Origin of the sequence: Mycetohabitans sp. B3 (assembly GCF_021498065.1) — a bacterium.
Classification (GTDB): domain Bacteria; phylum Pseudomonadota; class Gammaproteobacteria; order Burkholderiales; family Burkholderiaceae; genus Mycetohabitans.
Genome location: NZ_JAHLKN010000032.1, coordinates 72,796 through 87,202, shown reverse-complemented (window position 1 = coordinate 87,202; position 14,407 = coordinate 72,796). Strand labels below are relative to the sequence as shown.

Below are 14,407 nucleotides of genomic sequence, written 5' to 3'. Positions count from 1 at the left end.
TGTTGATCAATAAAGGAAATCATGTCTGTAGCGAATATCAACAAATCGGAAGTCGTCGCGCAATTCGCGCGCGGTACGAATGACACCGGTTCCCCGGAAGTGCAGGTCGCGTTGCTCACGAGCCGTATCAACGAGTTGACGGTGCACTTCAAGGCTCACATGAAGGATCACCACAGCCGTCGTGGTCTGCTGCGCATGGTGAGCCGCCGCCGCAAGCTGCTCGACTACCTGAAGGCCAAGGATGCTGACCGCTATCGTGCGTTGATCCAGAAGCTGGGTCTGCGCAAGTAAGCGGCTCGATGGCAGACTTCTGCCTGCTACATGCAAAAGATGCCTGCGTCAGCATGCTGATGCAGGCATTTTATTTTTAGCGTTTCCGGTGTGATGCGTTCCGCACGTGCGCGTGCGACCGTCCGGCAAACGAGGCGGGGTTTTGTGTCATTCCAGCGCGGCAGCGGTACTGCTGTCGCGCTGGAATGGCATAACACTTCCCTGTTTCGAGCGGCTGGCAACGGTTGAGGAACGGTCGATGGACCGGCCGCGCATAGGCGCGGCGTCTCGAAGGAGTGAAAATGTTCAATAAAATCGTCAAAGAATTTAAATGGGGTCAGCACAACGTGCGGCTCGAAACGGGCGAGATCGCTCGTCAGGCAAGCGGTGCGGTGATTGTCGATGTCGAGGACACCGTCGTGCTGGCAACGGTGGTGGCGGCCAAGGCGGCTAAGCCGGGCCAGGACTTTTTCCCGCTGACCGTCGACTACATCGAGAAGACGTATGCGGCCGGCAAGATCCCGGGCGGCTTCTTCCGTCGCGAAGGCCGTCCTTCCGAGGGCGAGACATTGATCTCGCGGCTGATCGACCGCCCACTGCGTCCGCTGTTTCCGGAAGGCTTCTACAACGAAGTGCAGGTCGTGATCCATGTGCTGTCAATCAACCCGGACATTCCGGCGGACATCCCGTCGATGATCGGTGCATCGGCAGCGTTGGCGATCTCCGGTATTCCGTTCAATGGGCCGATCGGCGCAGCGCGCGTCGCCTATATCGACAATCAATTCGTGCTCAATCCGACCCGCTCGCAGTCCAAGGCATCGAAGTTGGACCTGGTGGTCGCCGGTACCGAGCGCGCGGTGCTGATGGTCGAGTCCGAAGCAGACCAGTTGCCGGAGGAGGTGATGCTTGGCGCGGTCGTGTTCGGTCATGAGCAGATGCAGGTGGCGATCGACGCGATCCACGACCTCGTTAAGGAAGGCGGCAAGCCTGAATGGGATTGGCAGCCGGCGCCGAAGGACGAAGCGTTGATTGCGCGCGTGACAGAGTTGGCGCTCGCCGAGTTGCAGGCGGCATACCAGATCCGGCAGAAACAGCAGCGCTCGGCCAAGCTGAAGGAGGTGTATGCGGCGGTCACGGCCAAGCTGGCCGAACAAGCCGTGGCAGCCGGGACGGCCATCGTCGATGCCGCGACGGTTGGCAATATCCTGTTCGATCTCGAGGCGAAGATCGTGCGCAGTCAGATCCTGAACGGCGAGCCGCGTATCGACGGGCGCGACACGCGCACCGTGCGTCCGATCGAAATCCGAACCGGCGTGTTGCCGCGCGCGCACGGCTCGGCGCTGTTCACCCGGGGCGAGACGCAGGCGCTGGTGGTGGCCACGCTTGGCACGAAGGGCGACGAGCAGATCATTGACGCGATCGAAGGCGAATATCGCGAGCGTTTCATGCTGCACTACAACATGCCGCCGTTCGCGACCGGCGAAACGGGTCGTGTCGGCTCGCCGAAGCGCCGCGAGATCGGTCACGGCCGGCTCGCCAAGCGCTCGCTCGTCGCGTGCCTGCCGGGCGATGATGAGTTCGGCTACACGATTCGTGTGGTATCTGAGATTACCGAGTCGAACGGCTCATCGTCAATGGCGTCCGTGTGCGGCGGCTGTCTGGCGCTGATGGACGCGGGTGTGCCGATGAAGGCGCACGTGGCGGGCATCGCGATGGGGCTGATCCTGGAAGGCAACAAGTTCGCGGTGCTGACCGACATCCTAGGCGACGAGGACCACCTGGGCGACATGGACTTCAAGGTGGCGGGTACCGCGCAGGGCGTGACCGCACTGCAGATGGATATCAAAATCCAGGGCATCACGAAGGAAATCATGCAGGTTGCCCTCGCGCAAGCGAAGGAAGGCCGCTTGCACATCCTGGATAAGATGACCTCGGCCGTGCCGTCGACGAACACGCAGCTGTCGCAGTTCGCGCCGCGGATGATCACGATGAAGATCAATCCGGAAAAGATTCGCGATGTGATCGGCAAGGGGGGCTCGGTGATCCGGGCGCTGACGGAGGAAACCAGCACGACGATCGACATCTCCGACGACGGTATCGTGACCATCGCGAGCACAAGCTCCGAGGGCATGGCCGAGGCGAAGAAGCGCATCGAGAACATCACGGCGGAAGTGGAGGTCGGCCAGATCTATGAGGGCGCGATACTGAAGCTGCTGGATTTCGGCGCGATCGTGAACATCTTGCCGGGGCGCGATGGCCTGTTGCATATTTCTGAGATCGCAAACGAGCGGATCAAGGACATCAACGACTACCTGAAGGAAGGCCAGCAGGTGAAGGTCAAGGTGATCCAGACCGACGAGAAGGGTCGAGTACGGTTGTCTGCGAAGGCGCTGCTCAACGAGGTGCCGGCCACGCCGCCCATAACACCGCCTGCAACGCCAGTGATGCCGCCTGCGACGCCGCCGGCGGAGCAGGAATAACGCGCCCAGGGCGGCGGTCACCACGCGGGTCTGACAAGATCGCGCGTGGTGGCGCCGCCGCGCCGCATCCGATTCGCACGGCCGGAGTGCTTCGCGCACTGCCGGCCGTTTTTCTTTATCATCGTCGTCAACCTGACGACCACGCAAAGTTCCGCATGAAAGCGATCGAGATTACCGAATACGGCGCCCCCGACGTATTGAAACCTGGTGAGCGCCCGATGCCGGAACTCAAGCCCGGCGAAGTGCTGATCAAGGTTGCGGCAGCCGGAGTGAACCGCCCGGACGTTTTCCAGCGCACCGGCAATTATCCTGTGCCGCCGGGCGCGTCGGACATTCCCGGCCTGGAAATCGCTGGCGAAATCGTCGATGGCGAGCTCGGCGGTGCGAATAATCCGTTTGGCCTGACGCGCGGGCAACGCGTGTGCGCGCTGGTGCAAGGCGGTGGATACGCCGAGTATGCAAGCGCACCGCTCGCGCAGTGCCTGCCCGTGCCAGCGGGCTTATCGGACGTGCAGGCCGCGTCGTTGCCCGAGACGTTTTTTACCGTCTGGAGCAATGTGTTCGATCGCGCTCGGCTGGGTGCAGGCGAGCGCGGTACCGACGAGACGCTGCTGGTACAGGGCGGCTCCAGTGGTATCGGCGTGACCGCGATCCAGCTCGCGCATGCGCTGGGTCATCGGGTGTTCGCCACGGCTGGCAACGCACAGAAGTGCGCCGCGTGCGAAGCACTGGGCGCCGAGCGCGCGATCAACTACAAGACCGAGGACTTTGTCGCCGTCGTCAAGTCGCTGACCCATGACCGCGGTGTCGACGTGATCTTGGATATGGTGGGCGGCTCCTATGTAGGCCGCGAATTGAGTGCGTTGGCCGAAGGTGGCCGCATCGTGCTGATCGCATTGCTCGGTGGTGCCAACGCGCAGATCAACTTGGGCGAGGTATTGCGCCGGCGCTTGACGTTAACCGGCTCGATGCTGCGGCCGCGGCCGGTGGCGTTCAAAGCCGCCATCGCCGCACAATTGCACGAGCGGGTGTGGCCGCTAATCGAGCAGGGCGCGATCAAGCCGGTGATCTACCAGGTGTTTCCGGCCGAGCAGGCGGCCGCGGCGCACGCGATGATGGAGAGGGGGGAGCACATCGGGAAAATCGTGCTGACCTGGTGAGCCATGCCGGTTTGACCGCGACTCGTGCTGCACAGTAGAATTGCACGTTTGTGCACGGCTTTTGCTTATTGACTGACGCCTGCGCGTCACAGATCCACGAGACCCATGTCGAAGCAACAACGATCGAAGCTGGTAGTCGGAAACTGGAAGATGCACGGCCGCGTCGCCGACAACGATGCGCTGCTGCACGCGCTCGTGCAGCGCGCGGCGACACTCGGGCCGCAGGTGCGGCTCGGCGTGTGTGTGCCGCATCCGTATCTCGCGCAGGTCCAGGCGCGTCTTGCCGGCACGCCAATCGCGTATGGCGCGCAGGATGTGTCCGCGCACACGCAGGGCGCGTATACGGGTGAGGTCGCCGCTCCGATGGTCGCCGAGTTTGGCGCGACATTGTCGATCGTCGGTCACTCGGAGCGCCGCGCGTTGCATGCGGAATCGTCGGAGTGGGTAGCGGCTAAGACGCAGCGCGCACTCGAGGCCGGTATCACGCCGATCGTTTGCGTCGGCGAAACGCTGGATGAGCGGCAGGCCGGGCAGACCGACAGCGTGGTGCGTGCGCAGCTTGCAGCGGTACTCGACGTGCTGGACGAGGCCGACGTGGCGCGACTGGTTGTGGCATACGAGCCGGTTTGGGCCATTGGTACCGGTCAGAGCGCGACGGCGCAGCAGGCGCAGCAGGTCCATGCCGCGTTGCGGGCGCAGCTCATGGCCAAAGGGGGAGGGCAGGTACCGCTGCTGTATGGCGGCAGCGTGAAGCCGGGCAATGCACAGGAATTGTTTTCGCAGGCGGATATCGACGGCGGCCTGATTGGTGGCGCATCGTTGTCGGCGACCGATTTCCTTGCGATCGGCGCGGCGGCAGCCGCGGCACTTGCCGGGGATCCGGCTCATTCTAGGTGATGCAAATGTTGTTCTTGAAGACGTTGATTATCGTGGTGCAGGTGCTGTCGGCGCTCGGCGTGATCGGGCTCGTTTTACTGCAGCATGGCAAGGGCGCCGACATGGGCGCGGCATTCGGCAGCGGAGCGTCGGGCAGCCTGTTCGGCGCCAGCGGTTCGGCCAATTTCCTGTCGCGTACCACGGCGGTTCTCGCCACCGTGTTCTTCGTCAGCACGCTCGCGCTGACCGCGCTGGGTAGCTACCGTCCGAAGACCGGCGGCGGCTTGTTGGGCGGTGCGGTGCCCTTGGCGGCAAGCGCGCCGGCAGCGGCGGGTTCGGGACCGGCTTCCGGTATTGCAGCGCCGGGCAGCGCAGCGTCGTCTGCGGCTGCGTCCACGCCGGGGCAAGATGTGCCGAAATAACGCGAAAGTTGGCAAAACTATGTTTCCTGCGGTATGCAGAAAAACGTGTTTTGTGCGTTGAACAAACGACCTAACCAAGTTACAATTCAAATCTTGAAGCGATTCGCGGTAACAGTGGTAACGAAGGGTTAACGCTCCGAGTCACCTCCCGGATTGCAAATAGTGCCGACGTGGTGAAATTGGTAGACACGCTATCTTGAGGGGGTAGTGGCGCAAGCCGTATGAGTTCGAGTCTCATCGTCGGCACCAACGTTATCCAATGCCAGCCGCTTGCATTTACGCTTCGGCTGGCATTTATTTTTTAAGCGCTGTTTCCGTCACGATGTTGCGGTTTCGAAGTGACGCATCCGCGCAGTATCCTGGTCGGAGCGGTCGGGCCGGCCGACACCTTGAACCAACCGATAGAGGATAGTCTTGAACCTCGCTGCCTATTTCCCCGTCCTGCTGTTTCTTCTCGTGGGCCTTGGTTTGGGGATTGCTTTGGTCGGTATCGGCAAGCTCCTGGGTCCGAACAAGCCGGACAGCGACAAGAATTCCCCGTACGAGTGTGGTTTCGAGGCGTTCGAAGACGCGCGCATGAAGTTCGACGTGCGCTACTACCTGGTTGCCATTCTCTTCATCATTTTTGATTTGGAAACGGCCTTTCTGTTCCCTTGGGGTGTTGCGTTGCGCGACATCGGTTGGCCGGGCTTCATCGCGATGATGATCTTCCTGCTCGAGTTCCTGCTGGGCTTCGCCTATATCTGGAAACGGGGTGGCCTGAACTGGGAATGAACGCCAATCACGCTTGAATGTCGGGTGCAAGGCTTGCCGCCCGTCTGGAGTCAAAAGCAATGAGTATCGAAGGGGTCTTGAAGGAAGGCTTTGTCACCACGACGGCTGACAAGCTGATCAACTGGACGCGGACCGGTTCGCTGTGGCCGATGACGTTCGGGCTCGCCTGCTGCGCGGTTGAGATGATGCATGCCGGCGCCGCACGCTATGACCTGGACCGTTTCGGTGTTGTGTTCCGACCGAGTCCGCGTCAGTCCGATGTCATGATCGTGGCCGGTACGCTGTGCAACAAGATGGCGCCTGCGCTGCGCAAGGTCTATGATCAGATGGCCGAGCCGCGCTGGGTGATCTCGATGGGCTCATGCGCGAATGGTGGCGGCTACTATCACTACTCGTACTCAGTCGTGCGCGGATGTGACCGGATCGTGCCGGTCGACGTGTACGTGCCCGGCTGCCCGCCGACCGCCGAGGCGCTGGTCTACGGCGTGATCCAGTTGCAGGCGAAGATTCGTCGTACTAACACCATCGCCCGGTCGTAACGCGGAGTTCCCCACATGGCAAGCAAACTCGAGATCCTGAGGGCGAACCTCAATAAGGCGCTCGGCGACAAGCTGAAAAGCGCGACGGAGTCACTCGGGCAATTGACGATCGTCGTCGCCGCTAGCGATCTGATCGACGTCGCGACGCGGCTGCGCGATGACCCGGCGCTTGGCTTCGAGCAATTGAGCGACTTGTGCGGCGTCGATTATTCGACGTATGGCGATGGCGGATACGACGGTCCTCGCTTTGCCGCGGTGTCGCACCTGCTGTCGATCCGTCACAACTGGCGACTGCGTTTGCGGGTCTTCGCGCCAGACGACGATGTGCCGATTCTGCCGTCGCTGATCGACGTGTGGAATTCGGTGAACTGGTACGAGCGCGAGGCGTTTGATCTGTACGGGATCGTGTTCGAAGGTCATCCTGATTTGCGTCGGATCCTGACCGACTACGGTTTCATCGGCCACCCGTTCCGCAAGGATTTCCCGCTGTCCGGCTATGTCGAGATGCGCTACGACGCGCAAGAAAAGCGCGTTGTCTACCAACCTGTCACGATCGAGCCGCGCGAGATCACGCCGCGCGTGATTCGCGAAGAACGCTATGGCGGCCTCAAGCACTGAGCGCCAGCCTGGCCGGCTGCGGACCGTTTGCGCGAGCGCATGCGGTCCGTGCGAGTCATTGAATTTCTAGCAAGCCCGCGAACATGGCTGACATCAAGAACTACACGCTGAACTTCGGTCCCCAGCATCCGGCAGCGCACGGCGTGCTGCGCCTCGTGCTCGAGTTGGACGGCGAGGTGATCCAGCGTGCCGATCCGCACATCGGTTTGCTGCATCGCGCGACCGAAAAGCTCGCCGAGCACAAGACGTTCCTCCAGTCGGTGCCGTACATGGACCGCCTCGACTACGTGTCGATGATGGCCAACGAGCACGCGTACGTGATGGCGATCGAGAAGCTCGTCGGTATTGACGTGCCGGTCCGGGCCCAGTACATCCGCGTGATGTTTGACGAGATCACGCGGATCCTGAATCACTTGATGTGGATCGGCGCCCACGCACTGGACGTCGGCGCGATGGCGGTGTTCCTGTACGCGTTCCGCGAGCGCGAGGATTTGATGGACGTCTACGAGGCGGTGTCCGGCGCGCGCATGCACGCGGCATACTATCGGCCAGGTGGCGTCTACCGCGATCTGCCAGACGCGATGCCGCAATACAAGGCCTCGAAGATTCGCAACGAAAAGGCGCTCGCTCGGCTCAACGAGAACCGCCAGGGTTCGCTGCTCGATTTCATCGAAGACTTCACGAATCGCTTCCCTGGCTGCGTCGATGAGTACGAGACGCTACTGACCGACAATCGGATCTGGAAGCAGCGGTTGGTCGGCATCGGTGTCGTCACGCCGGAGCGTGCGCTGCAACTGGGCATGACTGGACCGATGCTGCGCGGTTCGGGTGTTGAATGGGACTTGCGCAAAAAGCAGCCGTACGAAGTGTATGACCAGCTTGATTTCGACATTCCGGTCGGCGCGGGCGGCGACTGCTATGACCGATATCTCGTGCGCATCGAGGAGATGCGCCAGTCAAACCGGATCATTAAACAGTGTATTGCATGGCTGCGTAAGAATCCGGGCCCGGTGATGGTCGACAATCACAAGGTCGCGCCGCCGTCGCGGCTAAACATGAAGTCGAACATGGAAGAGCTGATCCACCATTTCAAGCTCTTCACAGAAGGCATGCATGTTCCCGAGGGCGAAGCGTACGTCGCCGTCGAGCACCCGAAGGGCGAGTTTGGTATCTATCTGGTGTCGGACGGCGCGAACAAGCCGTACCGGCTGAAGATCCGCGCGCCCGGCTACGCGCATTTGTCCGCGCTCGACGAGATGGCGCGTGGTCACATGATCGCCGACGCGGTCACGATCATCGGGACACAGGACATCGTGTTCGGCGAGGTTGACCGATAGTGTCACCGCTTGGCGCATCGCGCGTGGCGCGATGCTGTCGTATCAAGGAGCGTCAGGTCTGCCGGTAGCGGTTCGCCGGCAGGTTTTCGTTCGGTAAGCATTGAATGAGTCGTGTCTGGAAATGATCTCAGCTGAAGGCCTCAAGGAAATCGATCGCGCGGTGGCGAAGTACCCCGCCGGTCACCAGCAGTCCGCCGTGATGGCGGCGCTTGCGATTGCGCAGCGAGAGCAGGGCTGGCTGTCGCCGGAGCTGATGCAATTCGTCGCCGACTATCTAAAGATGCCGGCCATCGCGGTGCAGGAAGTCGCGACGTTTTACACCATGTATGAGACTGCGCCAGTCGGTCAACATAAGATCACGCTGTGCACGAACCTGCCGTGCCAACTGGGCGGTGCAGAAGAGACCGCGGAATATCTGAAGCAGAAGCTGGGAATCGATTTTGGCGAGACGACGCCGGACGGCAAGTTCACGCTGAAAGAAGGCGAGTGCTTTGGCGCCTGTGGCGATGCGCCGGTGGTGTTGCTGAACAACCATCGGATGTGCAGCTTCATGAGCCGCGAGAAGATCGACCAGTTGCTCGAGGAGCTGTCCAAATGACGTCTTTGCACGATCGGCATATTAATCCGCTGATTCTCGCGGGCCTAAACGGCGAGAACTGGCATTTGCAGGACTACGTCGCGCGTGGTGGCTACCAGCAACTGCGTCGCATTCTCGAGCAGAAGATTGCGCCGGAGCAGGTGATCGCGGACGTGAAGGCGTCTGGCCTGCGCGGCCGTGGCGGCGCAGGGTTCCCGACGGGACTCAAGTGGAGCTTCATGCCACGTCAGTTCCCCGGGCAGAAGTACCTGGTGTGCAACTCCGACGAGGGCGAGCCCGGCACATTCAAGGACCGCGACATCCTGCGCTGGAATCCGCACGCATTGATCGAGGGCATGGCGATCGGCGCGTACGCGATGGGTATTACCGTCGGCTACAACTACATTCACGGCGAGATCTGGGAAGTCTATGAGCGCTTCGAGCAGGCGCTGGACGAGGCGCGTGCTGCCGGCTATCTCGGTCATAACATCCTGGGCAGTGGATTCTCGTTCGAGTTGCATGCGCACCACGGCTATGGCGCCTATATTTGCGGCGAGGAAACCGCGCTGCTCGAGTCGCTCGAGGGCAAGAAGGGACAGCCGCGCTTCAAGCCGCCGTTCCCGGCCAGCTATGGCGCGTTCGGCAAGCCGACGACAATCAACAACACCGAGACGTTCGCGGCGGTGCCGTTCTTGCTGGCGATCGGTCCGCAGCAGTACCTAGAGTTGGGTAAGCCGAACAACGGCGGCACGAAGATCTTCTCGGTGTCCGGCGACGTGAACCTGCCGGGCAATTATGAAGTGCCGCTCGGCACGCCGTTCGCAAAGTTGATGGAGCTGGCCGGCGGCGTGCGCGGCAAGATCAAGGCGGTGATCCCGGGCGGCTCATCGGCGCCGGTGGTGCCAGGCGAACAGATGATGCAGACCGACTTGGACTACGACTCGATTGCGAAGGCCGGCTCGATGCTCGGTTCCGGCGCGGTGATTGTGATGAACGATACGCGCTGCATGGTGCGCTCGCTGCTGCGTCTGTCGTACTTCTACTACGAGGAGTCGTGCGGGCAGTGCACGCCGTGCCGCGAGGGCACCGGCTGGCTGTATCGGGTCGTGCACCGGATCGAGCATGGCCAGGGGCGCCAGGAAGACCTGGACCTGCTGAACTCGGTTGCGCAGAACATCATGGGCCGCACGATCTGCGCGTTGGGCGACGCAGCGGCGATGCCGGTGCGCGGCATGTTGAAGCATTTCTGGAACGAATTCGAATATCACGTCGAGCACAAGCATTGTCTCGTTCCGACGCAAGGCGGCATACCACGCGATACAGCGCTCGCCGCGACCGCGTGAGCGGGCGCCGCAAGTCGCCACGGCCCGCCGTGAGCGGGTGCACAGGATTAGGTTAGGGACCCTTCACCATCATGGTTGAACTTGAAATAGACGGCAAGAAGGTCGAGGTGCCGGAAGGCAGCATGGTGATCCAGGCTGCGCACAAGGTCGATACGTACATTCCTCACTTCTGCTATCACAAGAAGCTGTCGATCGCGGCGAACTGCCGGATGTGCCTGGTCGAGGTTGAGAAGATGCCGAAGGCCGTGCCGGCATGCGCGACGCCGGTGTCCGCCGGCATGGTCGTGCGCACGACGTCGGACAAGGCGGTGAAGGCGCAGCAGTCCGTGATGGAGTTCCTGCTGATTAACCACCCGCTGGATTGTCCGATCTGCGACCAGGGCGGCGAATGCCAGCTGCAAGATCTGGCGGTCGGCTACGGTAAGTCCGCGTCGCGGTATTCAGAAGAGAAGCGCGTCGTGTTCCACAAGAACGTCGGGCCGCTGATCTCGATGGAAGAAATGACGCGCTGCATCCACTGCACGCGCTGCGTGCGCTTCGGCCAGGAAGTGGCCGGGATCATGGAGCTCGGCATGCTGGGCCGCGGCGAGCACTCGGAGATCACGACGTTCGTCGGCAACACGGTTGACTCCGAGTTGTCGGGCAACATGATCGACCTATGTCCGGTGGGTGCGCTGACCAGCAAGCCATTCCGTTACAGCGCGCGGACGTGGGAATTGTCGCGTCGCCGCTCGGTCAGCCCGCACGACTCGGTCGGTGCGAACCTGATCGTGCAGGTGAAGAACAATCGGGTGATGCGTGTGCTGCCGCTGGAAAACGAGGCGATCAATGAGTGCTGGATTTCGGACAAGGATCGCTTTTCATACGAGGCGCTGAATAGCGCGGAGCGGCTGACGCAGCCGATGCTAAAGCAGGACGGCAAGTGGTGCGAGGTTGACTGGGAAATCGCACTGAACTACGTCGCGAACGGCTTGAAGAACATCAAGGCCGAGCATGGCGCGAACGCAATCGCTACGCTCGCTAGCCCGCATAGCACGCTCGAAGAATTGTTTCTGCTCAAGACGCTGACGCGTGCGCTGGGTAGCGCGAATCTGGATTTCCGGCTGCGCCAAAGCGATTTTTCCGCGTCGCTGCAGGGCGCACCGTGGCTCGGCATGCCGATCGCGACGCTGTCCAGCGTCGATTCCGCGTTTGTGATCGGCTCGTTCCTGCGCCGCGATCATCCGCTGCTGGCGGCACGGCTGCGCCAGGCCGCCAGCAGTGGTGCCAAGGTGAGCTTGTTGCATGCGAGCGCCGATGATTCGCTAATCAATGTCGCGCACAAAATCGTCGCGGCACCGTCGGCTTGGGTCGACGCGCTGGCCGGCGTGGCTGCCGCAGTGGCCGAGATCCGTGGCGCAGCGTTGCCGGCCGAGCTCGGCGGTGTGCAGCCGGACGTTGCTGCGAAGGACATCGCCGCGTCGCTGTCGAACGGCGAGCAGCGCGTGATTCTGCTGGGCACGAGCGCGGTGAACCATCCCGAATTCGCGAAGCTGCATGCGATGGCACAGTGGATCGCGCAGACGAGTGGCGCGACGCTCGGCTTGCTGCCGGAGGCGGCCAACACCGTCGGCGCGCATCTGGTTGGCGCGCTGCCCGGCGAAGGCGGTGCTGACGCTGCGCAGGCATTTGCGTCGCCGTGCCGCGCGTATGTGCTGTTCAACGTCGAGCCGGAGTTCGACGTCGCGAATCCGCGGCAGGCCCGCGCGGCGCTCGCGCAGGCCGACATGGTCGTCGCGCTGTCGTCGTTCAAGACCGGCGCCGACTACGCGGACGTGCTGCTACCGATTGCACCGTTCACCGAGACGGCTGGTACGTTTGTCAACGCGCAGGGCACGGTGCAACCGTTCACGGGTGTCGTACGCCCGCTGGGTGAGTCCCGACCGGGCTGGAAGGTGTTGCGCGTGTTGGGTAACCTACTTGGGCTGCCGAATTTCGATTACACGAGTGCCGAGGAAGTGGCCACTGCGGCGTTGGAAGGCGTGGACGTGCAGGCCCGTCTATCGAACGCGACGCATGCGCCGCTGGCGCGCGGCGCCTCGACGCGCGCGGCCGGCGCATTCGAGCGGATTGCCGACGTGCCGATCTACGATGCCGACCCGCTGGTTCGCCGTGCACCGTCACTGCATCTGACCGGGGCCGCGAAGGCGGCGCTGCGCGTGTCGTTGCCCGCCGCGCTGTTTGACCAACTTGGACTGAAGGAAGGGGACGCGGTACGCGTGCGACAGGGCGAGGCATCGGTGACGCTGCCGGCGCTGCGCGATGCGAAGCTGCATGACGCGGTGGTGCGCGTGCCGGCGGCGACGTCCGCCGCCGCTGAACTTGGCAGCCTGTTTGGTGATCTGCTGGTGGAGAAGGCTTAAATGGGCGTGTTCGAAACGATCAATGCAACCGGTAGCCAACTGCTGGGCGTCGCGTGGCCGACCGTATGGGCGTTAGTGCGTATACTCGTCGTGTCAGTCGTGATCCTGCTGTGCGTCGCCTATCTGATTCTGTGGGAGCGCAAGCTGATTGGTTGGATGCACGTGCGGCTCGGACCGAACCGCGTCGGGCCGAAGGGGCTGTTGCAGCCGATCGCCGACGTGGTCAAGCTGTTGCTCAAGGAAGTGATTCAGCCGGCGCAGGCGACCAAGTGGATCTACCTCGTTGCGCCGATCATGGTCGTAGTGCCGGCGTTTGGCGTCTGGGCGGTGATTCCATTTCAGGCTGAGGCGGTGCTCGGCGACATCAACGCTGGTTTGCTGTATGCGATGGCGATTTCCTCGCTCGGCGTGTACGGCGTGATCCTCGCCGGCTGGGCATCGAATTCGAAGTACGCGTTCCTTGGCGCGATGCGCGCGGCCGCGCAGATGGTGTCGTATGAAATTGCGATGGGCTTCGCGCTGGTCGTCGTGCTGATGACGTCGGGCAGCCTGAACTTGTCCGATATCGTGCACTCGCAACAGCGCGGGTTGTTCGCCGGGCTCGGCCTGAACTTCCTGTCGTGGAACTGGCTGCCGCTGCTGCCGATGTTCGTCGTCTACTTCATCTCCGGCATCGCCGAAACCAACCGGCACCCGTTCGACGTCGTCGAAGGGGAGTCGGAAATCGTTGCTGGGCACATGATCGACTACTCGGGGATGGCGTTCGCGCTGTTCTTCCTCGCCGAGTACATCAATATGATCGTGATCTCGGCGCTCGCCGCGACGCTGTTCCTCGGTGGCTGGAGCGCGCCGTTCGAGTTCCTGTCGTTCATCCCGGGCATCGTCTGGCTGGTGCTCAAAGTGTTTTTCCTGCTGTCGGTGTTCATCTGGGCCCGTGCGACGTTCCCGCGTTACCGCTACGACCAGATCATGCGCCTGGGCTGGAAGATCTTCATTCCAGTATGTATCGTGTGGCTGGTCGTGGTCGGTTTCTGGATCATGTCGCCGCTGAACATCTGGAAATAAGGTGTTGCCATGAACGCAATTCAGAATTTTTTCAAAACATTCTTTCTGACCGAGCTGCTCAAGGGGCTCGCGCTGACTGGACGGTATGCGTTCCAGCGCAAGATCACTGTGCAGTTCCCCGAGGAAAAGACGCCGGTTTCGCCGCGCTTTCGCGGGCTGCATGCGCTGCGCCGCTATGAGAACGGCGAAGAGCGCTGCATCGCGTGTAAGCTGTGCGAGGCGGTCTGTCCGGCGTTGGCGATCACGATCGAATCGGAAGTGCGCGCCGACAACACGCGCCGCACGACGCGTTACGACATCGACCTCACCAAGTGCATCTTCTGCGGCTTCTGCGAAGAGAGCTGCCCAGTCGATTCGATCGTCGAGACGCAGATCCTCGAGTATCACGGCGAGAAGCGCGGCGACCTGTATTTCACGAAAGACATGCTGCTGGCGGTCGGCGATCGCTACGAAGCCCAGATTGCGGCAGCAAAGGCGGCCGACGCACCGTACCGGTGAGCGTCATGGGGCTGGTTGCCCCGACGCATGATACGACAACGACACG

General features: G+C 62.0%; 14 protein-coding genes and 1 tRNA gene. All 15 read left to right on the top strand.

All coding sequences use genetic code 11. The annotated features are described in order from the left end of the window. Positions 1-21 precede the first annotated feature (21 nt). Positions 22-291: a 30S ribosomal protein S15 gene (gene rpsO / locus KQH55_RS09735; RefSeq protein ID WP_076786415.1), complete on the top strand. Its 270-nt coding sequence runs from the start codon at positions 22-24 to the stop codon at positions 289-291. Positions 292-566: 275 nt separating this feature from the next. After that, positions 567-2,750, top strand: a complete 2,184-nt coding sequence (gene pnp, locus KQH55_RS09730) for a polyribonucleotide nucleotidyltransferase (protein ID WP_235090698.1) — start codon at positions 567-569, stop codon at positions 2,748-2,750. Between the two features lie 155 nt (positions 2,751-2,905). Further along, complete coding sequence (locus KQH55_RS09725; RefSeq protein WP_235090697.1) at positions 2,906-3,910, top strand: NAD(P)H-quinone oxidoreductase; 1,005 nt, start codon at positions 2,906-2,908, stop codon at positions 3,908-3,910. A 105-nt stretch (positions 3,911-4,015) separates the two neighbouring features. Beyond that, complete coding sequence (tpiA, locus tag KQH55_RS09720; protein ID WP_235090696.1) at positions 4,016-4,807, top strand: triose-phosphate isomerase; 792 nt, start codon at positions 4,016-4,018, stop codon at positions 4,805-4,807. 5 nt (positions 4,808-4,812) lie between these two features. Further along, the gene (gene secG / locus KQH55_RS09715) at positions 4,813-5,208 is read left to right on the top strand and encodes a preprotein translocase subunit SecG (RefSeq protein WP_235090695.1); all 396 of its coding nucleotides are present in this window, start codon (positions 4,813-4,815) and stop codon (positions 5,206-5,208) included. Positions 5,209-5,372: 164 nt separating this feature from the next. Beyond that, positions 5,373-5,457: transfer RNA gene (locus KQH55_RS09710), tRNA-Leu, on the top strand. A 165-nt stretch (positions 5,458-5,622) separates the two neighbouring features. Continuing rightward, positions 5,623-5,982 (top strand): NADH-quinone oxidoreductase subunit A, encoded by a 360-nt coding sequence (locus tag KQH55_RS09705; protein ID WP_076786423.1) that lies wholly within the window; start codon positions 5,623-5,625, stop codon positions 5,980-5,982. Between the two features lie 59 nt (positions 5,983-6,041). Further along, positions 6,042-6,521: an NADH-quinone oxidoreductase subunit B family protein gene (locus tag KQH55_RS09700; RefSeq protein ID WP_076786425.1), complete on the top strand. Its 480-nt coding sequence runs from the start codon at positions 6,042-6,044 to the stop codon at positions 6,519-6,521. A 15-nt stretch (positions 6,522-6,536) separates the two neighbouring features. Further along, a complete protein-coding gene (locus KQH55_RS09695; protein WP_076786427.1) occupies positions 6,537-7,139 on the top strand; it encodes an NADH-quinone oxidoreductase subunit C in 603 nt (200 codons plus the stop codon). Between the two features lie 83 nt (positions 7,140-7,222). After that, a complete protein-coding gene (locus tag KQH55_RS09690; RefSeq protein ID WP_076786429.1) occupies positions 7,223-8,476 on the top strand; it encodes an NADH-quinone oxidoreductase subunit D in 1,254 nt (417 codons plus the stop codon). A 121-nt stretch (positions 8,477-8,597) separates the two neighbouring features. Then, positions 8,598-9,074, top strand: coding sequence for an NADH-quinone oxidoreductase subunit NuoE (gene nuoE / locus KQH55_RS09685; RefSeq protein WP_076786431.1), 477 nt, complete (start codon positions 8,598-8,600; stop codon positions 9,072-9,074). Then, complete coding sequence (gene nuoF, locus KQH55_RS09680) at positions 9,071-10,396, top strand: NADH-quinone oxidoreductase subunit NuoF (protein ID WP_076786434.1); 1,326 nt, start codon at positions 9,071-9,073, stop codon at positions 10,394-10,396. The genes nuoE and nuoF overlap by 4 nt, the downstream gene beginning before the upstream one ends. A 71-nt stretch (positions 10,397-10,467) precedes the next feature. Further along, a complete protein-coding gene (nuoG, locus tag KQH55_RS09675; protein ID WP_235090694.1) occupies positions 10,468-12,798 on the top strand; it encodes an NADH-quinone oxidoreductase subunit NuoG in 2,331 nt (776 codons plus the stop codon). Then, positions 12,799-13,863: an NADH-quinone oxidoreductase subunit NuoH gene (nuoH, locus tag KQH55_RS09670; protein WP_235090693.1), complete on the top strand. Its 1,065-nt coding sequence runs from the start codon at positions 12,799-12,801 to the stop codon at positions 13,861-13,863. It begins immediately after the preceding gene. A gap of 9 nt (positions 13,864-13,872) precedes the next feature. Further along, a complete protein-coding gene (nuoI, locus tag KQH55_RS09665; protein WP_076786439.1) occupies positions 13,873-14,361 on the top strand; it encodes an NADH-quinone oxidoreductase subunit NuoI in 489 nt (162 codons plus the stop codon). Positions 14,362-14,407: the final 46 nt, after the last annotated feature.

Coding starts and splice junctions, on each gene's coding strand:
- KQH55_RS09690 (WP_076786429.1), top strand. CDS start 7,223: ATGGCTGACATCAAGAACTACACGCTGAACTTCGGTCCCCAGCATCCG.
- rpsO (WP_076786415.1), top strand. CDS start 22: ATGTCTGTAGCGAATATCAACAAATCGGAAGTCGTCGCGCAATTCGCG.
- nuoI (WP_076786439.1), top strand. CDS start 13,873: ATGAACGCAATTCAGAATTTTTTCAAAACATTCTTTCTGACCGAGCTG.
- nuoE (WP_076786431.1), top strand. CDS start 8,598: ATGATCTCAGCTGAAGGCCTCAAGGAAATCGATCGCGCGGTGGCGAAG.
- tpiA (WP_235090696.1), top strand. CDS start 4,016: ATGTCGAAGCAACAACGATCGAAGCTGGTAGTCGGAAACTGGAAGATG.
- nuoG (WP_235090694.1), top strand. CDS start 10,468: ATGGTTGAACTTGAAATAGACGGCAAGAAGGTCGAGGTGCCGGAAGGC.
- KQH55_RS09725 (WP_235090697.1), top strand. CDS start 2,906: ATGAAAGCGATCGAGATTACCGAATACGGCGCCCCCGACGTATTGAAA.
- KQH55_RS09695 (WP_076786427.1), top strand. CDS start 6,537: ATGGCAAGCAAACTCGAGATCCTGAGGGCGAACCTCAATAAGGCGCTC.
- nuoH (WP_235090693.1), top strand. CDS start 12,799: ATGGGCGTGTTCGAAACGATCAATGCAACCGGTAGCCAACTGCTGGGC.
- secG (WP_235090695.1), top strand. CDS start 4,813: ATGTTGTTCTTGAAGACGTTGATTATCGTGGTGCAGGTGCTGTCGGCG.
- nuoF (WP_076786434.1), top strand. CDS start 9,071: ATGACGTCTTTGCACGATCGGCATATTAATCCGCTGATTCTCGCGGGC.
- KQH55_RS09700 (WP_076786425.1), top strand. CDS start 6,042: ATGAGTATCGAAGGGGTCTTGAAGGAAGGCTTTGTCACCACGACGGCT.